At 53.0% G+C, this 21,614-nt stretch carries 21 protein-coding genes; 13 read left to right on the top strand and 8 right to left on the bottom strand.

The features are described from left to right. Positions 1–131 precede the first annotated feature (131 nt). Positions 132–284 (top strand): hypothetical protein, encoded by a 153-nt coding sequence (locus C6I21_RS16420; protein WP_181186125.1) that lies wholly within the window; start codon positions 132–134, stop codon positions 282–284. Positions 285–887: 603 nt separating this feature from the next. Here C6I21_RS16420 and C6I21_RS06045 read toward each other — a convergent pair. Next, positions 888–2,798: an ABC-F family ATP-binding cassette domain-containing protein gene (locus C6I21_RS06045; protein ID WP_105958554.1), complete on the bottom strand. Its 1,911-nt coding sequence runs from the start codon at positions 2,796–2,798 to the stop codon at positions 888–890. Positions 2,799–2,934: 136 nt separating this feature from the next. Between C6I21_RS06045 and moaC the strand changes: the two genes are divergently transcribed. Both moaC and C6I21_RS06035 read left to right on the top strand, forming a co-directional pair. Next, positions 2,935–3,429 (top strand): cyclic pyranopterin monophosphate synthase MoaC, encoded by a 495-nt coding sequence (moaC, locus tag C6I21_RS06040; RefSeq protein WP_105958553.1) that lies wholly within the window; start codon positions 2,935–2,937, stop codon positions 3,427–3,429. 7 nt (positions 3,430–3,436) lie between these two features. Next, entirely contained in the window at positions 3,437–4,078 is a 642-nt protein-coding gene (locus C6I21_RS06035; protein ID WP_105958572.1) for a redox-sensing transcriptional repressor Rex, read from the top strand. Positions 4,079–4,210: 132 nt separating this feature from the next. Here C6I21_RS06035 and C6I21_RS06030 read toward each other — a convergent pair whose 3' ends face one another. The 3 genes from C6I21_RS06030 to C6I21_RS06015 all read right to left on the bottom strand — a co-directional run bounded on the left by C6I21_RS06030 (position 4,211) and on the right by C6I21_RS06015 (position 7,698). After that, entirely contained in the window at positions 4,211–5,737 is a 1,527-nt protein-coding gene (locus C6I21_RS06030) for an AbgT family transporter (RefSeq protein WP_105958552.1), read from the bottom strand. Positions 5,738–6,759: 1,022 nt separating this feature from the next. After that, positions 6,760–6,966, bottom strand: a complete 207-nt coding sequence (locus C6I21_RS06020; protein ID WP_105958551.1) for a YdiK family protein — start codon at positions 6,964–6,966, stop codon at positions 6,760–6,762. Beyond that, positions 6,967–7,698 (bottom strand): CPBP family intramembrane glutamic endopeptidase, encoded by a 732-nt coding sequence (locus C6I21_RS06015; protein ID WP_105958550.1) that lies wholly within the window; start codon positions 7,696–7,698, stop codon positions 6,967–6,969. It lies immediately after the preceding gene. A 345-nt stretch (positions 7,699–8,043) separates the two neighbouring features. On the opposite strand from C6I21_RS06015, the gene groES reads away from it, so the two are divergent. The 5 genes from groES to C6I21_RS05990 all read left to right on the top strand — a co-directional run bounded on the left by groES (position 8,044) and on the right by C6I21_RS05990 (position 12,575). Next, positions 8,044–8,328 carry a co-chaperone GroES gene (gene groES, locus C6I21_RS06010; protein ID WP_105958549.1) on the top strand — a complete coding sequence of 95 codons (285 nt, stop codon included), beginning with the start codon at positions 8,044–8,046 and terminating at the stop codon, positions 8,326–8,328. A gap of 44 nt (positions 8,329–8,372) precedes the next feature. Continuing rightward, on the top strand, positions 8,373–10,010 hold the full coding sequence (gene groL / locus C6I21_RS06005) for a chaperonin GroEL (protein ID WP_105958548.1): 1,638 nt from the start codon (positions 8,373–8,375) through the stop codon (positions 10,008–10,010). 250 nt (positions 10,011–10,260) lie between these two features. Then, the gene (locus tag C6I21_RS06000; RefSeq protein WP_105958547.1) at positions 10,261–11,106 is read left to right on the top strand and encodes a HipA domain-containing protein; all 846 of its coding nucleotides are present in this window, start codon (positions 10,261–10,263) and stop codon (positions 11,104–11,106) included. Positions 11,107–11,110: 4 nt separating this feature from the next. Next, positions 11,111–11,860, top strand: coding sequence for an HIRAN domain-containing protein (locus tag C6I21_RS05995; RefSeq protein ID WP_105958546.1), 750 nt, complete (start codon positions 11,111–11,113; stop codon positions 11,858–11,860). 166 nt (positions 11,861–12,026) lie between these two features. After that, positions 12,027–12,575, top strand: coding sequence for a DUF488 domain-containing protein (locus C6I21_RS05990; RefSeq protein WP_105958545.1), 549 nt, complete (start codon positions 12,027–12,029; stop codon positions 12,573–12,575). Between the two features lie 7 nt (positions 12,576–12,582). On the opposite strand, the gene C6I21_RS05985 is transcribed toward C6I21_RS05990, so the two are convergent. Together C6I21_RS05985 and C6I21_RS05980 are read right to left on the bottom strand one after the other, a co-directional pair. Beyond that, positions 12,583–13,641 carry an NAD(P)H-dependent flavin oxidoreductase gene (locus C6I21_RS05985; RefSeq protein WP_105958544.1) on the bottom strand — a complete coding sequence of 353 codons (1,059 nt, stop codon included), beginning with the start codon at positions 13,639–13,641 and terminating at the stop codon, positions 12,583–12,585. A gap of 14 nt (positions 13,642–13,655) precedes the next feature. After that, positions 13,656–14,318 (bottom strand): YczE/YyaS/YitT family protein, encoded by a 663-nt coding sequence (locus C6I21_RS05980; protein WP_105958571.1) that lies wholly within the window; start codon positions 14,316–14,318, stop codon positions 13,656–13,658. A gap of 176 nt (positions 14,319–14,494) precedes the next feature. On the opposite strand from C6I21_RS05980, the gene C6I21_RS05975 reads away from it, so the two are divergent. Both C6I21_RS05975 and C6I21_RS05970 read left to right on the top strand, forming a co-directional pair. Continuing rightward, entirely contained in the window at positions 14,495–15,631 is a 1,137-nt protein-coding gene (locus C6I21_RS05975) for a methyl-accepting chemotaxis protein (protein ID WP_105958543.1), read from the top strand. Beyond that, positions 15,582–16,433 carry an EAL domain-containing protein gene (locus C6I21_RS05970; RefSeq protein WP_105958542.1) on the top strand — a complete coding sequence of 284 codons (852 nt, stop codon included), beginning with the start codon at positions 15,582–15,584 and terminating at the stop codon, positions 16,431–16,433. Before C6I21_RS05975 ends, C6I21_RS05970 begins: the two co-directional genes overlap by 50 nt. Here C6I21_RS05970 and C6I21_RS05965 read toward each other — a convergent pair. Further along, positions 16,387–16,647: a hypothetical protein gene (locus C6I21_RS05965; RefSeq protein ID WP_105958541.1), complete on the bottom strand. Its 261-nt coding sequence runs from the start codon at positions 16,645–16,647 to the stop codon at positions 16,387–16,389. The two genes, C6I21_RS05970 and C6I21_RS05965, sit on opposite strands and share 47 nt — an antisense overlap. 120 nt (positions 16,648–16,767) lie before the next feature. Continuing rightward, positions 16,768–17,457 (bottom strand): SDR family oxidoreductase, encoded by a 690-nt coding sequence (locus tag C6I21_RS05960; protein ID WP_181186124.1) that lies wholly within the window; start codon positions 17,455–17,457, stop codon positions 16,768–16,770. Between the two features lie 343 nt (positions 17,458–17,800). On the opposite strand from C6I21_RS05960, the gene C6I21_RS05955 reads away from it, so the two are divergent. Genes C6I21_RS05955 through C6I21_RS05945 form a run of 3 tightly spaced genes read left to right on the top strand, consistent with a single transcriptional unit; the run spans position 17,801 to position 21,606 of the window. Next, the gene (locus tag C6I21_RS05955; protein ID WP_105958539.1) at positions 17,801–18,928 is read left to right on the top strand and encodes an MFS transporter; all 1,128 of its coding nucleotides are present in this window, start codon (positions 17,801–17,803) and stop codon (positions 18,926–18,928) included. After that, the gene (locus C6I21_RS05950; RefSeq protein ID WP_105958538.1) at positions 18,921–21,071 is read left to right on the top strand and encodes a molybdopterin oxidoreductase family protein; all 2,151 of its coding nucleotides are present in this window, start codon (positions 18,921–18,923) and stop codon (positions 21,069–21,071) included. The genes C6I21_RS05955 and C6I21_RS05950 overlap by 8 nt, the downstream gene beginning before the upstream one ends. Then, positions 21,064–21,606 carry a 4Fe-4S dicluster domain-containing protein gene (locus C6I21_RS05945; RefSeq protein ID WP_105958537.1) on the top strand — a complete coding sequence of 181 codons (543 nt, stop codon included), beginning with the start codon at positions 21,064–21,066 and terminating at the stop codon, positions 21,604–21,606. Before C6I21_RS05950 ends, C6I21_RS05945 begins: the two co-directional genes overlap by 8 nt. Positions 21,607–21,614: the final 8 nt, after the last annotated feature.

Here is a 21,614-nt window from a genome sequence, read left to right as displayed (position 1 = left end):
GACCGCCACGGGTTGGATAAAGATCGCCATACAAAGGGTGGATCGCAACGTGGGAGCAGAAGACCGCCACACTGAAAGCAGAGATCGCAACGATAGGCAGAAACACCGCCACATGATGGGCGGAGACCGCAATGGAATTGCTGGAAGCCGTACAGTACAAACTCGGTGGAGAACCAAAACAGTCGGAACTGGAACTGGATGAGACGAAGCGGAGCGATCAGAAGCTTGTGCATAAAGAAGGGAATGATGACCGGTCGGAGCTGATCACGTACCGGGAGCTGTAGAAAACGCGAGCCGGCTTCTTTTTTAGGGTGCATTGTGCCAGAAGCGAAGCGTGTTGTGCCAATGCGGAAATGGTTTGTGCCAAAACGAAGGGCGTTCGTGCCACGGATGAAAAATCGTGCCAAAAGCAGATCGCCGTGCGCCAAAACGCAGACAGATCATGCCAGAACAGGAACAGTTCGTGCCACGAACGGAAGCGGGGAAGTTTCACCGCAGGCTCTCTCCCTGCGGCTGTGGACAATCGTGTGAATAATGCCACAATAAGCCGCTGTGGAACGTAGTTATCCACAGGTTGTGGGAAAGTGAGACAGATCCGCAGAGGAAATGGGTTTCCAATTGTGCACAAATGCGGCCATTAAATCTGTGGATAATGTGCATAACTCTGTGTATAAGCGTAGTTTCGGCATTTCATCTGTGGGTAACTCTGTGAGTATTACGCTTTACTGTGGAGGAACAGAATATCCTCTTGACAAGTTCCTGCAGCATGTGGATAACTCCTCAAAACTTTCTGAAAACAGCACTGATGGATATAGAGAGTAAAGGACAAAGAGAGGGCTGTCTGCAGCAGCAGACAGCCCCGGATACTGAAAGAATGAATACACGGGCTACTCTTCTTCCTGAAGCTGCTCCCATTCTTCCATAAGCGATTCCATTTCAGAATGAAGTGTCTCCAGCTGTCCGTTCAGCTTCTGCGATTTTTCGTGATCCTGAAAGACATCCGGCAGGCAGAGTTCTTCTTCGATGGCTGCAGCGTCGGTTTCTTTCTGTTCGACTTCCTGCTCGATTTCTTCAATCCGGCGCTGCCGCTGCCGTTCCTCCCGCTGGCGCGCTTTGTTTTTCTGGAAATCAGATTTGTTCGTCGGCGGAGTGGGAGTTTCCGATTTCTGTTCTTCCTCTTCCGCTTTGATCCGGGCGAGCTCCTGCTGTTCGGCCTTCTTTTCCGCATAGTAATCGTAGTCGCCGAGATACGTTGTGACGCCGCCTGCGTGCAGTTCTGCAACGCGTGTTGCCATCCGGTTGACGAAGTACCGGTCGTGCGATACGAAAACGATCGTGCCCGGATAGTCGATCAGCGCATTCTCGAGTACTTCTTTGCTGTCGAGATCGAGGTGGTTCGTCGGCTCGTCGAGAATGAGGACGTTCGCCTTCTGCATCATTAATTTCGAAAGTGCAAGACGCGCTTTCTCTCCGCCGCTCAGTTCAGCGACTGATTTTAACACGTCGTCGCCGGTAAACAGGAAATTGCCGAGAACGGTGCGGATATCCTTCTCATTGACGTGCGGGTACTCGTCCCACAGCTCATGCAGGACGGATTTAATCGAGTGCAGTTCGGTCTGTTCCTGATCGTAGTAGCCGATCGACACGTTGCTGCCGAGCCGGATCGAACCGGAGGCAGGGGACAATCTGCCGGTGATTGCTTTTAACAGCGTCGATTTCCCGATGCCGTTTGGACCGATAAGCGCCAGGCTCTCCCCGCGGTTTAAATGAAGATTCACGTTGGAAATGAGCGGCTCGCCGCCGTAGCCGACGGCAATGTCTTCAAGCATTAACACGTCGTTTCCGGACTGCTTGTCGATCTCGAAGCGGAAGGAGGCCGACTTATCATCCTCTTTCGGGCGGTCCTTTAACTCCATCCGCTCGAGCTGTTTGCGCCGGCTTTTGGCGCGGTTGCTCGTCGATGCGCGGGCCAGGTTTTTCTGGATAAACTCTTCAAGCTTCTGCTTTTCGGACTGCTGTTTCTCGAATTCCTTCATTTCCTGTTCATACAGCACATCTTTCTGCTTTAAATACGCCGAATAGTTTCCGGTAAAGCGGCGTGTCCGCTGAAAGGACAGTTCATAGACCGTGTCGACGACTTTATCGAGAAAGTAGCGGTCGTGGGACACGATGAGTACCGCGCCGTCATAGGCGGAAAGGTAATTTTCGAGCCACGTAAGCGTGTCGATATCCAGGTGGTTGGTCGGCTCATCGAGGATGAGAAGCTCCGGCTTTGACAGCAGCAGCTTTCCGAGCGCAAGGCGCGTTTTCTGTCCACCGCTCAGGCTGTTGACCGTCGTATCCGCCGGGAAGCTGCCGAAGTGCAGGCCGTTTAGAATGCTGCGGATCTCCGCTTCATACTGAAAGCCGCCGCGCTGCTGGAACGTCTGCTGCAGCGCATCGTATTCCTTTAATACGTCTTCATCTCCGGTGCTCATGCGCTCCTCAAGCTCCCGGAGCCGTTTTTCCATCGCACGCACGTCGTCAAAGACGGTGAGCATCTCGTCCCAGATCGTTTTCTCTGACTGAAGGCCGCTGTCCTGCGCCAGGTAGCCGACGGAAACTTCTTTTGGAATCATAAGCTGGCCGCCGTCATAGCCATGCTCTCCGGTAAACACTTTTAGAAGCGTCGATTTCCCGGCGCCGTTCCTGCCGACGAGGGCAATCCGTTCGCGGTGCTTGATTTCCATTTTCACATTGGCCAGAATCTGCTCCGAGCCGTAATATTTACTTAGCTGACTGCATTGCAAAACGATCATAGTTGGTCTCCTTCGTTCGTTTGTCTCCACAATCCAGTGTACACGAGCGCTTCCCCCGGGGGCAACTCACGGACAAAGTCTTGTGCATCAAACGGGGGAATAGTGTACAATGTAGGATGGAAAAGGGGTGTGGGTGATGAAAGATTTGACGCACGTAAACGAACAGGGACGCGCCCGCATGGTGGATGTCGGGGAAAAAGAAGTCACTTCCCGGACAGCCGAGGCGGTTTCCAGTGTCGAAGTCAATCAGGAAATCTACGAACAGATCCAGCACAATACGATTAAAAAAGGAGATGTTCTGTCTGTCGCCCAGGTCGCCGGGATCATGGCAGCCAAACAGACGTCTTCGATCATTCCGATGTGCCACCCGCTTCCGCTGACGGGAGTGGACGTTTCATTCGACTGGAATGTGAAGGAGCAAACATATATCCTCCAGATCACCTCCCGTGTGAAAACAACGGGGAAGACCGGAGTGGAAATGGAAGCGTTGACATGCGCCTCCGCAGCAGCATTAACCGTATACGACATGTGCAAGGCCATCGATAAAGGCATGGTCATCGGTCCAACGTATTTAAAGGAAAAGACCGGTGGCAAAAGCGGCGATTTCCGCCGTGAGGAAAGGGGCAGTTAACATGAGTATGGACATTGATCAGACAAAAATCCCTCAGGCCACCGCCAAGCGGCTGCCGTTATACTATCGTTTTCTGGAAGGGCTGCAGGCATCTGGCAAGCACCGTGTGTCCTCGTCGGAATTAAGCGAAGCGGTCAAAGTCGACTCCGCCACGATCCGCCGGGATTTTTCCTATTTTGGGGCGCTCGGCAAAAAAGGGTACGGCTACAACGTCAACTACCTGCTTTCCTTTTTCAGAAAGACACTCGACCAGGATGAGCTGACCAAAGTGATCCTCGTCGGCGTCGGTAATCTCGGAACCGCTTTTTTAAAATACAACTTCAGCAAAAGCAACAACACACGCATTGAAATGGCGTTTGATGTCGATGAAAAGGTCGTCGGAGAAGTCGTCGGCGATGTGCCGATCCACCATTTCAACGACCTCGAGAAGCACATTAAGGGAAAAGTCGAAGTCGCGATCCTCACCGTCCCCGCCCAGTACGCGCAGAACATCGCGGAAACGCTCGTGGACGCAGGAATCACCGGCATTCTGAACTTCACTCCCGCACGGCTCTCGCTTCCCGACCACGTCCGCGTGCACCACATCGACTTAAGCGTTGAACTGCAGTCGCTGATCTACTTCTTAAAACACTACCCTTTAGACGCATAAAACGACATTTCTACAAGCTCCTGTGCAGCCATTCCGGCGCATGGGAGTTTTTTCATAACCGTTAGAAGCAGGCTGAAAAAGAAAAAGCAGGCAGCGGCTCTCATACGGCCGCTGCCTGCTTTTCTGAGTACGTTATCCGTTGTAATGAATCGGTGCACCAGGACCAAGATCGAGGCCGAGCAGCATCCAGACGATGAGCATGATGCTCCACGTAATGAGGAAAAGGATTGAATACGGGAACATAACGGAAATCATCGTACCGATTCCCATCCGCTTATCGTATTTCTGTGCGAAGGCGATAATGATCGCGAAATACGTCATGAGCGGCGTAATGATGTTCGTTGAAGAGTCGGCAATCCGGTACGCCATCTGCGTCAGTTCCGGCGAGTAGCCGAACTGCATCATGACCGGCACGAAAATCGGTGCCATCATCGCCCACTTGGCCGACGCGCTGCCGATAAACAGATTGATAAATCCGGCGACGAGAATGAAGCCGATGATAAGCGGAATGCCGCGCAGGCCAATGCTGTCCAGTGTCTCGGCACCGTAGACGCCGATGACAAGACCGAGGTTTGTCTCAGCGAAGTAGGCGACGAACTGTCCGGCGGTAAAGGCGAGTACGATAAACATTCCCATGGCCGCCATCGTATCCGACAGCTTGTCGGCAACGTCGCGGTCATTTTTGATCTCCTTCGTCGCAATCCCGTATACAAGCCCGGGCACGAAGAAGAGAATGGTAATGATCGGCACGAGGGCGTCCATAAACGGCGACTGGACAAAACCGCCGTCGTCCGCGCGGAGAATACCGTCTGCCGGAACAACCATCGCGGCGAAAACGGCGGCCGTTACAAGAAGGGAAAGTCCCGCCCAGAGAAGGCCTTTCTTCTCGATCGGCTGAAGTCCTGCCGCATCTTCCCGGAATTCGCCTTTGTATTCACCGAGGCGGGGCTCGACAATTTTTTCGGTGACGACCGCACCGACGATCGTCAGCAGGAAGACAGACACGATAATGAAGTAATAGTTCATCGCGATGTTCATGCCTTCAGCGTACGATTCACTCACGATGGCCGCAGCGGAAATCGTCAGCTCCCCGAGCATCGGATCCGTTGCAGAGAGAAGTAGGTTCGCGCTGAAACCGGCGGAAACACCGGCAAAAGCAGCCGCAAGTCCTGCAAGCGGATGCCGGCCGAGTGCCGCGAAAATAACGGCACCGAGCGGCGGCAGCACGACGTAGCCGGCGTCGGAAGCAACACTCGACATAATACCGGCAAACACAAGACCGGCGGTGATCAGTACTTTCGGAATGGAGAGGACAAATCCGCGCAGACAGGCGCTGATGAGCCCGGTTCGCTCCGCGATACCGATACCGAGCATCGTTGCAAGCACCACGCCGAGCGGCGCGAAGCCGATGAAGTTATCCACCATACTGGAAAGCATGTATTGGATGCCTTCCGGCGTGAGAAGGCTCGTCACGCTGACAATTTCTCCTTCTTCACCAGGATGCTCGACGGATATACCGACAGCAGAAATAATCCACGAGGCGAAAATGACGAGCACCGTCAATATCGCAAATAATGTGACAGGATGAGGCAGCTTGTTTCCCGTCCACTCAATCATATCGAGAAAACGCTGGAACCAGCCGCGCTTCTTTTCCGGCATAAAATGATCCCCTTTCCAGGAGGAAGCAGCAGCTTCCTATTGTAGTAAAAATCTGAAAATTCAGTGTGCCTTATGTACAAGACAGGAGCCAGTATAGCGCGTTTTTTCTGGAAAATGAATGGGGAATCACAAAGTAAAACTACTCCGAAAGTTAGCATTATTCTGCCATGGGGCGGACGGGATAGGACGAAAGGAGAAATCATCTTTGAAGGGGAGCGGAGCCGGCCCGGCTGCAGGTTGTTTCTCCTATCAGCCGGGCCGACGCCTCTGATGCCTGTCTGGGGCCGCTGCCGTTTTGAGCGGCGGTTGATCGAGGTCCTTTTAGGAAGACCGGCATACAAAACGGAAAACCGTGAGGCACTGTTCATAAAATAAACCAGGCAGAAACCGTCTGGTCTTAAAAGCTAAGAAACGTTTGTTGAATAGGTACCCGCTTTCTGCCTGCACCTGCAGCCGTACGCGTTCCGGAGGGAAGTCAAACTGCTATAGCTTGCTTCCTTTTATTTATAAGAAGCACGGCTTCGCGCGGCCGCGCCGCAGGACAGAAAACCGCTGTCCTGCGGCTTAAACCAAAGGCCGGCTCCGCTCGCGCTCTCAGCCGCTGACCGCGGCATGGATTTTCGCCTCGTTCGGATCCTCCCGGAGTCGACGGCCTCCGGTTTCGGCAGGCAAAAAAGAAACGGTATTGCCTTATAGACATCGACCCTGCTACGGATCATCTGTTCTTCATCCTAATTCTAATACGCTTCGGAGCGTTCGGCAGGGACGCCGGTGGGATCAAGCGCAGTCTGAAGATCCTTTCTCAGGGCGCAGGCCATGAGAAATAGCTGAAGACAAGCCCACGGCAAGCTTCTGCCGAAAAGCGGAGAAGCTCTATCAACAGAAACAAACGGTACATGGAACAGAACACTGAAATGCTGAAGCCCTTGGCATAACTGCTTGAATGAGGCTTTGAATTTTATACATTCTTACCCTACAACGAAAAAAGACCACTGCACCCAGCGGTCTCCTTTCATCCATCGTTATTTTCCGCGCTTGTTCTGTTCCATTCGTGCGGCGGCAACGAAAAATTTGAAGCCGAGAAAGTAATCGAATGCAGCAAATGCGATAAGGACGATCGTGATGACGTCCCAGCCGGAGGACTGTCCGGCAGATTGAATCGCGAGGAACAGAAACAGCGTTCCGAAAAAGATAAACAAGTAGCCGTTAAAGCGGGGAGAACGTCCCATTTACATCCAACCTCCCAAAATAAACTGCAGCGTCTGCTCCATTTCTTCCATCTGTTCGATCATTTCCTGAAGCTGTTCGCCGAAAATGACCTGCACGAGCATGACAAACGAGTTAATTCCGACGTGGGCGATGATCGGCACGATGATCCGCTTCGTTTTCACATACAGCCACGCGAAGACAACGCCCATGGCGAGGTAGACGAGAAGATGGGTGAAATCAAAGTGGACGAGCGCGAAGACAAAGCCGCTTCCGAGCGCGCCGATCCAGAAGCCGAACCGTTTGTAGAGGGCGCCGAAAATGACCATGCGGAACACAATTTCCTCCACAATCGGACCGAGGACGGCGACGACAAAGATCGTAAACGGCGCAGCATTGGCCATCTCAACGATCATATCGGTGTTTTCCGAGCCGGGCTCGATGCCGAACGCAAACGTTTCAATCGCTGCCGCTGCGTACTGGGAAGCGAAAGCGAGAATAATACCAAGCACCGACCAGAGAATCGTCGTCGGGACGTCGGCTTTGTTTTCCGTAAGCTTCGGATTATCCGGTGTCTTCAGCGTAATCCATATAATAACGATAAAACCGATCACGTAGCCGATCGAAATCGACAGACCGGAAAGTTCTTCAAACGTCCCCTCAAACCCGAACAGTGCGAGAAGCGGCGCAATAGCAAGCGGCGACAGCTGCAGCAGCAGGAATGCGAGGAGAATGAGCCAGTAGTGTTTATTCAACAGGAATTCGCTCCAATCTATGAATGTTCGTCTCTATTAGGGTACGAGTGACATTGTACCATAGTTTCATGCCGCTGCCCCGTCGTGTGCACCGGCATCCGGTGGCGGTTTCATGACAATCGATAGAAGGCGTTTAAGCAGGCACCTGAACGGGCATAGAAATCCCGGCGTCCCTGTGGGCGTACCGAAATTTTTCACAAAAAAGAAAAACAAAAGGGTTGCAAAAAAAACGCAGCTTGATTATGATAAGAATTGTGTTAGCACTCATGAACGGTGAGTGCTAATAAACGATACTTATCAGCAGCACGGTCCGCCGTGCCCCAATATTAAAGGAGGGTGTTTTCCTTGTTAAAGCCTTTAGGAGATCGTCTAGTCATTGAAGTTGTCCAGCAGGAGGAAAAAACGTCCAGCGGTATTGTTCTTCCGGATTCCGCGAAAGAAAAGCCGCAGGAAGGAAAAGTCGTTGCTGTCGGACACGGCCGCACCACCGAAAGCGGTGAGCGCGTGTCACCGGAAGTAAAGCAGGACGACAAAGTGCTTTTCTCCAAGTTTGCGGGCACTGAAGTGAAGTATGAAGGTAAGGAACTCTTAATCCTTCGCGAAAGCGACATTCTCGCAGTCATCGAATAAACAGACAGGAACCATCATTTCAATTTAATGGAGGGTGATTTTTCATGGCAAAAGAAATTAAATTTAGTGAAGACGGCCGCCGCGCAATGCTCCGCGGGGTAGACCGCCTTGCAGATACTGTAAAAGTAACGCTCGGACCAAAAGGCCGTAACGTCGTTCTGGAGAAGAAGTTCGGCTCCCCACTGATCACTAACGACGGTGTAACGATCGCGAAAGAAATCGAACTGGAGGACAACTTTGAGAACATGGGCGCCCAGCTCGTATCCGAAGTTGCATCCAAGACAAATGACATTGCCGGTGACGGTACGACGACAGCAACGGTGCTTGCGCAGTCCATGATCAAAGAAGGACTGAAAAACGTCACGTCCGGTGCCAACCCGATGGTCATCCGCCGCGGAATTGAAAAAGCGACGGACGCTGCCCTCGAAGAGCTCCGTAAAATCTCGAAGCCGATCGAAGGCCGTGAGTCGATTTCCCAGGTAGCTTCGATCTCGTCTGCAGACGACACGGTCGGCCAGCTGATCGCTGAAGCGATGGAGCGCGTCGGAAACGACGGCGTTATCACCGTGGAAGAGTCCAAAGGCTTCTCGACAGAGCTTGAAGTCGTTGAAGGTATGCAGTTCGACCGCGGCTATGCGTCCCCGTACATGGTGACGGATTCCGATAAGATGGAAGCAGTGCTTGAGGATCCGTACATCCTCATCACGGACAAGAAGATCAACAACATCCAGGAAGTGCTGCCGGTACTGGAGCAGGTTGTCCAGCAGAGCAAGCCGATCCTGATCATTGCAGAAGACGTGGAAGGCGAAGCACTCGCAACACTCGTTGTGAACAAGCTCCGCGGCACGTTCAACGCCGTAGCTGTTAAAGCACCAGGCTTTGGTGACCGTCGTAAAGCGATGCTTGAAGACGTTGCGACACTTACAGGCGGTGAAGTCATCACGGAAGATCTCGGTCTTGACCTGAAGTCCACAGACATCACGCAGCTTGGACGCGCATCCAAGATCGTCGTAACAAAAGACAACACAACGATCGTGGAAGGTGCCGGCGACTCTGCGAAAATCGCAGACCGCGTAAACCAGCTGAAGTCCCAGATCGAAGAAACAACATCCGACTTCGACCGTGAAAAGCTGCAGGAGCGCCTCGCGAAGCTTGCAGGCGGCGTCGCTGTCGTAAAAGTCGGTGCAGCAACCGAAACAGAAATGAAAGAGAAAAAGCTCCGCATTGAAGATGCGCTGAACTCCACGCGCGCAGCCGTGGAAGAAGGTATCGTAGCCGGCGGTGGTACAGCACTGATCAACGTGCTCACATCCATCCGCGAGCTGGAGCTGGACGGCGACGAAGCAACCGGTGCCAACATCGTGTACCGTGCGCTTGAAGAGCCGGTCCGTCAGATCGCAGAAAACGCGGGTCTCGAAGGCTCCATCATCGTCGAGCGCCTCAAAGGCGAAGCAGTCGGCATCGGCTTCAACGCCGCAACCGGCGAATACGTCGACATGATCGCCAACGGTATCGTCGACCCAACCAAAGTAACGCGCTCTGCGCTGCAGAACGCAGCATCCGTATCCGCGATGTTCCTCACGACCGAAGCAGTGGTCGCTGACCTGCCGGAAGAAGACAACGGCGGTGGCGGCGGCATGCCGGACATGGGCGGTATGGGTGGAATGGGCGGCATGATGTAATAAAAGCCCCACCCCTTTTGTACAAGGGCTGAGAGCTTTACCATCTGCTTGATACACCAGAAAAACCACCGATATTAGTTATAGAGGTTTTGAAAGAGGTCTTTCATCAAGTTACTAAACTTGGTGGAGGCCTCTTTTTATCATTTCTGTGTATATACACAACTTAATACATAGTCGATAAACAAGCTTCCTTACCAATTCGTGATATAATTGTAAAAGATAAAATGACTTTATTGCAGGGAGAAATAGAATGTACAATATAACGGATATTTCGAATTGGACGGATGATTATTCGCTTCAAGTATCCGGTACTAGAGAAAAGTATTGGCTTAAACCGGATACAGGTGAAGATAAACGATATTTGTTTAAGGTGCCTAAAGTATCAAACGGAGAGATCTGGGCTGAAAAAGTCTCCTCTGAACTTGGTAAAGAACTGCATCTAAAGATGATGCATGTTGAGTTTGCTGAGCAAAAGGAAAGAAAAGGGGTCATATTAGAAAATTTCATATCTAATACAGAGGTAATGGCTGATGGCGGTGAGATTTTATCCAGTATTTTGGATGAATTTAACCCTTGGAGTTTAGAGCAGTACTCTATAGAGAATATAATAACGTCTCTTCAACCATATAACCTTGAGAAAGATTTTATAGCTCTTTGCTTTTTTGACAGCTTAATTGCTAACCAGGATCGACACTGTGAAAATTGGGCAATAGTATTAGGTCACGGGAGCCCTGTATTTTCTCCAATATATGATAATGGAGCTTCATTGGGATTCAATGCAGGGCATCAGAAGTTAGAAAAATTAATAAAAGATGAGCGGATGTTTAAAGGTTTTACAAACAGGTCAAAAACTTTAATTGAAGTGGAGGGGAAGAAAAAACCAAAAGTGCTGGAGTTGTTAAATTACTTGAATGTTCATTATCCAAGCTATACTAAAGATGAAATAAGCCGCATAGAATCCATGGATCCAGCCAGGCTGAGGGATATATTAAATAACGTACCAGTGGAAGTGATGAGTGATTTAGAGAAAGAATGGGTAGTAAAGCTGGTAACGTATAGGAAGCATTGGATGGTAGAGTGGTACGAAGGAGGTTAGAATAATGATGAAAGAATTATTATGGCTGGTTTGGCAGAATCCACATACAAGAATGAAATACCATGTTGGCAGCCTTTTATATGTAGCGGGTGATGGGTACTATTTTGAATATGATCGAACGAATAAATCAAGAGGGCTTCAGGATGCTGTAAAAAATGGCTTTACAACTTTTTTTGCTTTTCCAGACCTTACTAAAAGTTATTATTCTCCTTTTATGTTTCATGCCTTCAGCCGAAGACTTCCTAACAAAGAGCGCCCGGATTATCATTCTCTGCTTGAATCATACGGATTAACAGGCTCATCACATGAAATGGAAATTCTGCGCGTTACGAAAGGAAAGACAGCCACGGATACGTTTGAGTTAGTTTCGCCGCTTTTAATGGAAAAAGATACGTTCAGTGTAGACTTTTACATTGAGGGCTGGAGATACTATGATGGCGATACTTCTTTAGATATGCTGGAAACAGGGCAGGAGTTACTTTTAAGAAGAGAGCCTGATCTTGATAAGTACGCTGTTGAAGTCTTCTCTCCAAGTAATGTGAAATTAGGGTATATTCCTGCAGTGTATGCAGAATTTTTCTCTACACTCTTAAAAGAAGATCATTCTGTGAGAATGACGATAAAAACAATTAACAAAAGTGGCATTCCACAATTGAAAGTAATGGTCCATGTCACAGGCGCTGTTCCATATGATTTCCAAGGGAAACATCCAGGTTTGCTTTTCCCTGCACAACAGGACCTGGAATATAGTTAAACATCCAGGCAGCACGACTTGAACAGTTACTTCTTTCAAAAGAGTAATTTGATGCTGGATTCCCGCTCCTTCTTTTTCAGCGACCACGTTTGAATCCAGCAGAAACCGTGGAATGGAACCGTAAAGCCCACGCAGGTTTCCATGTTCGTGGAGAGGAGGAGACGGCATGAGCATCTACACGATCGGCCACTCGGACAGTTCGCAGGAAATGTTTACGTCCCTATTAACCGAAGCGGGGGTCTCGCTTGTCGTGGACGTGCGGGCGTTCCCGGCGAGCCGGAAATTTCCGCAGTTTAACGGGGAAATTATGAAGGAGTGGCTCGGTGAAGGCGGCATTGCCTATCAGCATCTGCCGCTGCTCGGCGGGAGAAGAAGCCGCTCGAGTGAAGTTGGGGAGTCGCTGAATGAAGGCTGGGACAACCGCTCGTTTCATAATTATGCCGATTACACATTGACGGAGGCGTTTCAGGAAGGGATGGCGGAGCTGGAAAAGCTGGCTGATGGGCATACCGCCGCGCTCCTGTGCTCCGAGCGCCATCCGGCCCGGTGCCACCGGCTGCTCATCAGCAACTGGCTGCAGGCGAACGGGCGGGAGGTGGTGCATATTCTCCGCGGGAAAGTCGGGAAAGCTGAGCTTGAGCCGCATGAACTCGGCCGGTGGGGAGCGCCGCCGGTGATTGAAAAAGACGGCACTGTCGTCTACCCGCCGCTGTAACGACGTCTTAAAATGGCTTCAGTTCCTCTGCGAGACTTTCCATAAGCTCCTTTACGGTGCGGCGCCGGGCGAGGCGCGTGGACTGCCCGGTCCAGAGGGACATGTACGCCGTGTCGCCCCGGCTGCCGGCAGCGCTCCGGATCGGTTTCGTCAGCGCATTCTGTACAGGGAAATCGACAACCGCATCCTCGTCTTTCATCATCTGGATAAACTCATTTTGAATACCCCGGGCCCATTTACCGGAAAAGGCCCGTGTCATGACGACGTCGTCCTCCTGCGCCTGGAGAACGGCGTTTTTGTGTGCGTCGGGGGCGCCGCTTTCCTGACAGGGGAGAAAGGCGGTTCCCATCTGGACGGCGGCTGCGCCGAGACAGCGGGCTGCCTGGATGCCGCGGGCGTCCATGATGCCGCCGGCTGCGGCGACAGGGATGGTGACAGCGTCGACCGTCTGGGGAATCAGCGAAAAGAGGCCGATGTGGCTTTCTTCCATGCTTTTATGGAAATGGCCGCGGTGGCCGCCGGCTTCGCTTCCCTGCACGACGACCATATCCATGCCGGACTCCTCCACCAGAACCGCTTCGGCGGTCGTCGTCGCCGTGCCGATTAAAAAGACGCCGTTTTCCTTCAGCCGGCGGGTCGCCGCTGCATCCGGCAGTCCGAATGTAAACGAGCAGACCGGAACCCGCTCCTCGAGGATGACGTCGATATGAGCCTGAAACGTTTCTACGGCTTTCTCATACACCGGCAGCGGCGGGGTGGCCGTGCCGGAAAGATCAAGCGCTTCGCTGAAGGGAGCGAGGGCTGCTTCCGCCTTCTGAACGTCCGCCTCGTCCACGTGAAACGGCTGCGGGACGAAAAGGTTGATGCCGAACGGCTTATCAAGTGCCTGCTTCACTTCCCGGATCTGTTCCAGGGCGTTCTCCGGCGTGAGGTAGCCGGCAGCGAGCATGCCGAGTCCTCCGTGCCGGCCGGTTTCGATCACCATCTGCGGCGTCGTAATCCCTCCGGCCATCGGTGCCTGAATAATCGGGAGTTCTAATGAAGAAAATGGGTGATTGATTGTCATAACAGGATCCTCCTTTAAGGTACACGGTTTGGATGAATCGTTTCCCCGGCGGAAAGCCACTGCTGCAGCGGCTGCTGGAACAAGCGTGAGAATAGGCCGATCAGCCGGCCGACGGAGGCCGCGGCAATAAGCGTGCCAATGCCGATGGAACCGAATGTCTGAGTGACGGCGAGGCAGAGCGTACCGGCGCAGGCGACGTTGATTCCGTCACTCGTTACTTTCGCCCGGGCAAACGGCCAGAAAAAGCGTGCGCTCACCGCCTGCGTCATCGCGTCATACGGCATGAGCGGAAACTTCGCGGAAATATAGCTGAACAAGCCGGCTGCGATCAGAAGCAGACTGATGCCGAGAAACAAGCTTCGGCTGAACAATGTCTCCGGTATGTACACCGTTTCCAGAACCCAGAGCGTACTGTCGATAAAAACGCCGAAAACGAACGCCGCGAGAAACTGCATGCCGAACCCTGCGGGCGTCACCGTTTTTCCGAGAGCCATCTGAATCACGATAAACAAAACATTGGCAAGCACGGTTGTGACGCCGACGGTAATCCCGGTCGTGATCGTCACCGCGACAGCGAGTGACGACACGGGGGAAACGCCGAATCCGGCGGCGATGGAGAAACTGACGCCGGTGGCAAGCAGAAACAGGCCGGCCGCATAGACGAGACTTCGCCGGATCGATGAATGCACGCGCTCCCCTCCTTCTCTTTCTTTTACTGTACCACGCCCCAGCATCTGGGAAAATATACAATGCCGCCAGGGAGGAACTTACCGAACCTTTACAATTTCTTTATGCTGGCTTTATAGAGAACACGTACACTGGTCCTGGGTAGAAAGAGAGGGGGAGCAGATACATGGTGGAAAACGTTCGGTCGATTATCGAAGAACTTCGTCAAAAACAGAAGCCGCTCGTTCATCTGGATCCGTGGATGACGAATGCGGAGGTGGACAGCTGGATGAAAAAACATCCGGCGGAGTGCTATGTCGTAGAAGAACCTTACCACCTGCAGGGATACATGATGGCAGGGGACTTTTTTGAAAAAATGGGATCGCGGTTCGGGTTCAGCCTTTACGGAGAACGGCCGGTGCATGAGCAGCTGAAAAAGCAGCCGCTCGTGCTGCCGGAGGAAATGCTGCCGGAAGAAATGACCCGGCACGTACTGGCTCGAACGGAAGAAAACCGCTTCGATGCGGTGTTCATCCGCCGGGGGGATGTGCTGACGGGATTTCTGCAGATCCCGGACCTTCTGGAGCTCACCGCGTTTGCCCAGCGGGAAGTGGAAACGAAACGGCTGAGTCAGCTGCGGGAAGCGGCGCAGCATACAGAAGCGATGGAAACGTCGATTTCCAGCGTGCAGGAGCGTGCGTCCCGGGGAGTCGAGGCGATGACCGCGCTTCATGCGAAGGCAGAGGCGGGCCGGAGTCAGCTGGACAGGCTGATTCAGCAGGCGGAGGAGCAGCGGCAGAAGGAAGACGTGCAGGCGGAGGTGGTCAAGCATCTCCATGACCGGGCGGCGACGGTCGCTGAGGTCGTCGGGATGATTGAGGCGATTACGGAGAAGATCACGATTTTATCGTTAAATGCTGCGATCGAGGCGGCGCGGGCCGGTGCGGAAGGACGCGGGTTTGCGGTGGTGGCAGGAGAAATCCGGCAGCTGGCGGACACGACGAAGGAAGCAGCCGGCAGGATTACGTCCGAGATGGCGAAAACGACGGAAGCCGTGGCGTCGACGGCGGAAGGTCAGCAGGAATCGGCGGCGCTGTTTCAGACAATTGCGGAGACGCTGATGGGGATGAATGACGCGTTTACGGCGCTGCAGCAGGATATTGATGATGGGGGAAGGCAGTGGGCGGAAACGGCAGCGGAAGCGGCACATGCGTATCGTTCGGTGACGGCATCCAGCCGGTATCTGGCGTCCCTTCGTGGAAAGGAGGCGTCCGATGCGGTGGCTCGAGGCACTTACGTATCTTCGGAAGCAGTACACGGCTGAGAAGGAGCGGGTGCAGTGGAACCGGACGATCGGACAGATTATCCAGCACCGCCGGTTCCAGTCGCTGTTTCAGCCGATACTTGATGTGAAACGCGGCACTACCGCCGGGCACGAACTGTTAAACCGACCGCATCCGGCTCCGGGAATTGCTTCGACCGAGCAGTTTTACGAACGGCTCGGTGCGAGCGGGAGTCTGTTTCCATTCGAGCGGACGGCGCGGGCAGCGGGTCTCATGACGTACCACCGGGCGCTCCGCGGCACGGGACGTCTGCTGTTTATTAACGTGCATCCGAATGTGCTCGAGGACGAACAATACGCGCGCGGCTGCACCCGGCAGCTGCTGGAAGCCTACGGGATGGACCCGTCCCAGGTCGTATTTGAGATTACCGAAAAACAGGCGGTCCGTGATTACGGCCAGCTGAAAAGCGTCGTCGAAAACTACCGCTCCCAGGGATTTCGAATTGCGATGGACGATGTGGGAGCGGGCTACAACAGTATTAAAACGCTCCTCGCACTGAAGCCGGAGTATGTAAAGCTGGACCGGGTTCTCACACAGGGCATTGATGACGCGCCGATTCAGCAGAAGCTCGTCACGTTATTTATGGAGGCTGCTGCTGAAATGGAGGCGGAAGTGATCGCGGAAGGCGTGGAAACCGAAGCGGAATACGCGATGCTGAAAAAGCTGAACGTGCCCTACATGCAGGGCTATTATTTCGCGTATCCGGAAGAGGCACCCACCTTTCCGGAAAAAGTGCTTACAGGAAGCCGGGCGGCGTTTGAAAAAAAGACAGCAGCCCGATAAGCGTCAGTGTGATTTGTATCAGCACGCCGAGAATACTTAATGCCAGACCGGCCTGCATCATTTTCCGTTCGGCGGGTTCGTCATCCCGAAGCTGGTTTCGAAGGGTGATCGTGATGATGATGCCCGCGATCCCGAACACGATGCCGACAGACGGAAGGAGCACAGCGAGAATACCGAAGATAAGGCCGAGAACGGCGGACTGACGGTGCGTCATGAGATTCCTCCTTTCATCGTTTGTGGTAAGTGTACGGGAGAATGAGGAGGGAAGTTTCTTTCGAAATAGATGGATTACACACAAAGCGCTGTCCGCACAATCAAGCGGACAGCGCCTTTTCTATGGACGGATAATCACTTCAATTTCTCCGGTGTCTTCAGAAGCTTCCAGGGCGCCGAGAATATGATCGGCGACCGTACCAGGCAGGAGACCGTCGGTTTTTTCCGCGGCGGATACGCCGGAGAAGTCCGTCTGCACGAGTCCCGGAGAAACAGTCGAAACCCGGATGCCGTGGGCGCGTCCTTCGGCGTTCATCGTCTTGGATAGGCCGACAAGCCCCCATTTGCTGGCGCAGTAAGCGCCGGCTTTTTCGCGGACGGTATAGCCGAGGTTTGATGCGACGTGGACAATTTCACCGCCGCCGGTGCCGAGCATCTCCCGGTACACAGCCTGGCTGATAAGAAACGCGCCGCGGAGGTTCGTATTCAGCTGATAATCCCAGTCGTACAGTGACATGTCTTCGATCGGTTTGAAGACACCGACACCGGCGTTATTGACGAGCGCATCGATTCTTCCGAAACGGCGCCGGCACGTAATGACGGCGTCACCAGCCTGGTCCGGATCCGACACGTCACACGTAATCGCATCAAAGTTGTCCGAGTCGATCTCCTTTTTCATCTGCTTCACTGATTTGGACGTTTTGGCAATCGCCATAACGCTTGCCCCGCGCTCCAGAAGTTTTTCTGTCACGGCCCGGCCGATACCACGGGAGCCTCCGGTTACAATAACGACGCTGTTTTCAATCCTCACGCCCCTCACCCTTTCTTTTTTTACTGATTTCTCTTCTTTTCCCTTCCAGACAGAGAACTAACCACCGTCCGCACCGGAACATTTTTAAAACATAAGAATAGGTATCATTCGAACCGTGTTCGGCATAGAGCCGAGCTTCCAGAAGTTGAAATATATTATGGCGATAAAAGTATATGATGTTTCTGCGTCCGTTCACACAATGGACACGAAGGATTTTTATAGACGCGGCGGCGCCCTTCCTTCCGATTTCCACCAAAATATTTTCCGGTGTGATAAAACTCACAGCACCGTTTCGAACCCGCCCCTACAATGAAAACAGGATAAGAGAAAGGGGTGGGGACACATGCAGCAGCTCGAACGATCATTTTACTCCAAAGCAAGCATGTATTCCTTTTTTGTAGTAACGATACTCATTTTTACGATGTGGATCGGCACCGGGCAGTTTGCCCACGTCGATATGATGCTTTTCGGTTATTTGATCGGCTCGATTGTTTTTGCCCTCGGTATTACCGGACGCATGGTGTCCTGGTCGCTCCGGCCGGCGACTCAGCAGATTTTAAAACGGAGCTTTCAGAACCTGCGGACGCGCTCGCATAAGCAGCGAAACATCCGCGCAGTGTTGAAAACGGCGTTTGATAACATCATTCTGCAGAAGTTTATTTTTAAACGGGGGGTCTACCGAGGGATGGCCCACTGGCTGCTTGCCTGGGGATGCATCGGTTCCTTTGCAATCACGTTCGGCTTGACGTTCGGGTGGATGCATTTTTCGCTCATCGACCCGGAAACGTACCAGATTGTCGTGATGGGTGTACCAACGATAAAGATGGCCGCCGACGGTCTGTTTGCAGAGCTCGTCTACAACGGATTGAACATTACCGCGATGATGGTGCTCATCGGCGTCACGATGGCGCTTATCCGCAGAACGACGAGTCCTGACGCGAAAGTGACACAGCGCGTGGAGTTTGATCTACTGCCGCTGTATGTACTGCTTGCGGTTACTGGAACCGGATTGGTACTGACGCTTTCCTATAAATTTCTCGGTGGATTTATGCATCCGCAGCTTTCCCTGCTTCACCAGGTAACCGTCGTGTTGTTCCTTGTCTACTTTCCGTTCGGAAAGCTGTTCCACCTGCCGATCCGGCCGCTTGCTGCCGGTGTACCGATGAACTACCGCGAAACGGTCGACACCAGGCCGTGCCGCTCCTGCGGCGAGATATACAGTACCGACGAACAAATTATCGATGTCAAAGGCATTCTTGCCGCTCAGCAATTTGATCTGCAGCTTGCCGACGGTTCGTATTTGTCAGACTACTGCCCGGCCTGCCGGCGGAAAATGCGTGTGATGAAACAGATGAACCTGGAACAGCCGCCGAAAGATCCGTATGCGCCGGTGGAAACGATGAGCGGCATTCAGCCGCCTGGATTCGGACGGCGCCGGACTTCTGGTGAAAAGGAGGATTATCATGAGTGACTACGTCGTGAAAGAAGGAACGAAAAATCTACAGCGTGCCGGAGAAAAGCTCATAACCACCCACTGCAGCTACTGCGGCATGCAGTGCGGTATGCATATCCGGGTTTCGGAAAAAACGGGAAAGATCAAAGGGGTGGAACCGCGCTACGACTGGCCGGTCACACTCGGCAAACTGTGTCCAAAGGGCGTGACCGCCTACCAGCAGATCGATCACCCGGACCGGATTAAACGCCCGCTTATTAAAAAGAACGGTGCATTCGTAGAAAGCAGCTGGGAGGAAGCGCTCCATGTCATTAAAGACAACGTCACCCGGCTCCAGCAGGAAAGCGGCCCGGATGCAATGTCGGTTTTCGGTGGGGTATCGATGACGAATGAGAAGTGTTATCTCGTCGGAAAATATGCCCGTGCGGTTCTCGGCACACGTTTTATTGATTACAATGGCCGCTTCTGCATGAGTTCTGCAGCCGGTGGTTTTTTGAAGACGTTCGGCATGGACCGCGGGTCGACGCTTCCGTGGACAGAGCTCGAGCACAGTGACTGCTTTTTGATGGCGGGGTCGAATACGGCGGAATGCCATCCGACGAGCATTCAAATGTTCTGGAAGGCACGGGACCGCGGGGCATCGATGATCGTGATCGATCCGCGGGAGACACCGACGGCACGCATTGCTGATGTGCATCTGGATCTCCTGCCGGGAACGGATTCCGCGCTTGCCAACGGACTGCTTCATCTCATTATTAAAGAAGGCTATGTGGATGAAGCGTATGTCGAAGAGCGGTGTGCCAACTTCGAGGAGCTGAAAGCGCAGACGGCGCTGTTTACGCCGGCGTATACGTCGAAAATTACCGGGGTTTCAGAAGAGAAAATTATCCGTGCGGCGCATCTTTACGGCAGAGCACAGAAATCCGTCGTGATGTTTGCGCGCGGCGCTGAGCAGCAGTCCAAAGGCGTCGATAACGTCACGCTTTACTCGGCACTGGCGCTTCTCCGGGGTCAGATCGGAAAATTCGCCTCGGGCGTTGCGACGTTTACAGGTCAGGGGAACGGCCAGGGCGGCCGGGAGCACGGTCAGAAATCCGACCTGCTGCCGGGCTACCGTAAAATTACGGATCCGGAAGCAGTAAAGCATATTTCCGGCGTGTGGGGGATTGAGCCCGAAGCGATGCCGAAGCCCGGAGTGTCTGCGTTTGAAATGTTCGATGAAATTCAAAACGGCGCGATCCGCGGCATGCACGTCATCTGCAGCAACCCGGCTGTCTCCGCTCCGAACGTGGAATATGTCTGGGACTCGCTGAAAAAGCTCGATTTCCTCGTCGTCAACGACTTTTTCCTCTCTGAAACGGCAGAATTTGCTGATGTCGTGCTGCCTGCTGTTTCGTGGGCGGAGGATGAAGGAACGACGACAAACCTGGAAGGACGGGTCATCCGCATACGTAAAGCAGTAGAGCCGCTTCATGAATCGAAACCGGACTGGCAGATTCTCAAGGAAATCGCCCAGGTGCTCGGCAAAGGGTATCTTTTCCCGTATGAAAAAGCCGAGGATATATTTAATGAATTCCGCCTCGCGACAAAAGGTGGAAAAGCCGATTACTACGGGATTACGTACGAGCGGATTGACCGGGAGAACGGCGTGTTCTGGCCGTGTCCATCGCTCGACCATCCGGGCACACCGACCGTCTTTAAAGGCCGGTTTGAAACGCCTGATGGGAAAGCCGTGCTGCCATCCGTTCCGTGGCAGGAGCCGGGGGAAGTACCATCGGAGGAATTTCCGCTCCGGCTGACGACCGGCCGCGTCGTGTACCACTACCTTTCCGGCAATCAGACGAGACGTATTGATTTTCTCCGCGACCAGTGCCCATATCCATACGTGGAAATGCATCCGGCGCTTGCCTCCCGGTACGGCATTCAGGATAAAGAGATGGCGGAGATCACGACGCCGAGAAGTTCGATGACTGTCGAAGTAAAGCTGACGAAAGCAACGCGGGAGGATATTTTATTTATCCCGTATCACTGGGGAAAAGAGCTTTCTGTCAACAAACTGACGAACGCGTGTCTGGATCCGACGTCCCGCATGCCGGAGTTTAAAGTATGTGCTGCAAAAATCAGACGGATCACGAAAAAGGAGGGCGTTTCCCATGAATAAAATCATGTATCTCGAATTTGAACGGTGTATCGGCTGCCGCGCGTGTCTGGCAGCCTGCAGAGAATGCGGCGACCATGAAGGCACCGAGCGGAACTATGTGGACTACGTCGATTTCATGGAGAGCCGTCAGACGTTCCCGATGATGTGCATGCACTGCAAAGACCCGGCGTGTGCGCGGGTGTGTCCGGCCAATGCGATTCAGATCACGGAAGAAGGCGTTGTCCTCTCCGCATCGGAGGAAAAATGCATCGGCTGCAGAAACTGCACATTCGGCTGTCCATTCGGTATTCCAAAGTTCGACTTTGACCAGAACAAAATGTACAAATGCGACATGTGCTACGACCGCTCGAAGCATGACATTGCGCCGATGTGCGCCTCTGTCTGCCCGAGTGATGCGATCCGTTTTATTGACTACGACGAAATGCAGACGCTCCGGCGCCGGCGCACCCAGCTCAACCTGGTGGAGGGCCGTAAGCCGAGCGAACAGGATAAATGGCAGTACGTCCCGGAATTTTTCGGCGTGTACACTGATTAAGCAGGAGG

The organism is Alkalicoccus urumqiensis (assembly GCF_002993335.1).
GTDB classification, from domain to species: Bacteria; Bacillota; Bacilli; order Bacillales; family Salisediminibacteriaceae; genus Alkalicoccus; species Alkalicoccus urumqiensis.
This window is presented reverse-complemented; position numbering and strand designations above follow the sequence as displayed.

What these genes read in the sequence shown, in the direction of transcription:
- C6I21_RS16420 (WP_181186125.1), top strand. Translation starts at nt 132, where the DNA reads ATGGAATTGCTGGAAGCCGTACAGTACAAACTCGGTGGAGAACCAAAA.
- C6I21_RS06045 (WP_105958554.1), bottom strand. Translation starts at nt 2,798, where the DNA reads ATGATCGTTTTGCAATGCAGTCAGCTAAGTAAATATTACGGCTCGGAG.
- moaC (WP_105958553.1), top strand. Translation starts at nt 2,935, where the DNA reads ATGAAAGATTTGACGCACGTAAACGAACAGGGACGCGCCCGCATGGTG.
- C6I21_RS06035 (WP_105958572.1), top strand. Translation starts at nt 3,437, where the DNA reads ATGGACATTGATCAGACAAAAATCCCTCAGGCCACCGCCAAGCGGCTG.
- C6I21_RS06030 (WP_105958552.1), bottom strand. Translation starts at nt 5,737, where the DNA reads ATGCCGGAAAAGAAGCGCGGCTGGTTCCAGCGTTTTCTCGATATGATT.
- C6I21_RS06020 (WP_105958551.1), bottom strand. Translation starts at nt 6,966, where the DNA reads ATGGGACGTTCTCCCCGCTTTAACGGCTACTTGTTTATCTTTTTCGGA.
- groL (WP_105958548.1), top strand. Translation starts at nt 8,373, where the DNA reads ATGGCAAAAGAAATTAAATTTAGTGAAGACGGCCGCCGCGCAATGCTC.
- C6I21_RS06000 (WP_105958547.1), top strand. Translation starts at nt 10,261, where the DNA reads ATGTACAATATAACGGATATTTCGAATTGGACGGATGATTATTCGCTT.
- C6I21_RS05995 (WP_105958546.1), top strand. Translation starts at nt 11,111, where the DNA reads ATGATGAAAGAATTATTATGGCTGGTTTGGCAGAATCCACATACAAGA.
- C6I21_RS05990 (WP_105958545.1), top strand. Translation starts at nt 12,027, where the DNA reads ATGAGCATCTACACGATCGGCCACTCGGACAGTTCGCAGGAAATGTTT.
- C6I21_RS05985 (WP_105958544.1), bottom strand. Translation starts at nt 13,641, where the DNA reads ATGACAATCAATCACCCATTTTCTTCATTAGAACTCCCGATTATTCAG.
- C6I21_RS05975 (WP_105958543.1), top strand. Translation starts at nt 14,495, where the DNA reads ATGGTGGAAAACGTTCGGTCGATTATCGAAGAACTTCGTCAAAAACAG.
- C6I21_RS05970 (WP_105958542.1), top strand. Translation starts at nt 15,582, where the DNA reads ATGCGGTGGCTCGAGGCACTTACGTATCTTCGGAAGCAGTACACGGCT.
- C6I21_RS05965 (WP_105958541.1), bottom strand. Translation starts at nt 16,647, where the DNA reads ATGACGCACCGTCAGTCCGCCGTTCTCGGCCTTATCTTCGGTATTCTC.
- C6I21_RS05955 (WP_105958539.1), top strand. Translation starts at nt 17,801, where the DNA reads ATGCAGCAGCTCGAACGATCATTTTACTCCAAAGCAAGCATGTATTCC.
- C6I21_RS05950 (WP_105958538.1), top strand. Translation starts at nt 18,921, where the DNA reads ATGAGTGACTACGTCGTGAAAGAAGGAACGAAAAATCTACAGCGTGCC.
- C6I21_RS05945 (WP_105958537.1), top strand. Translation starts at nt 21,064, where the DNA reads ATGAATAAAATCATGTATCTCGAATTTGAACGGTGTATCGGCTGCCGC.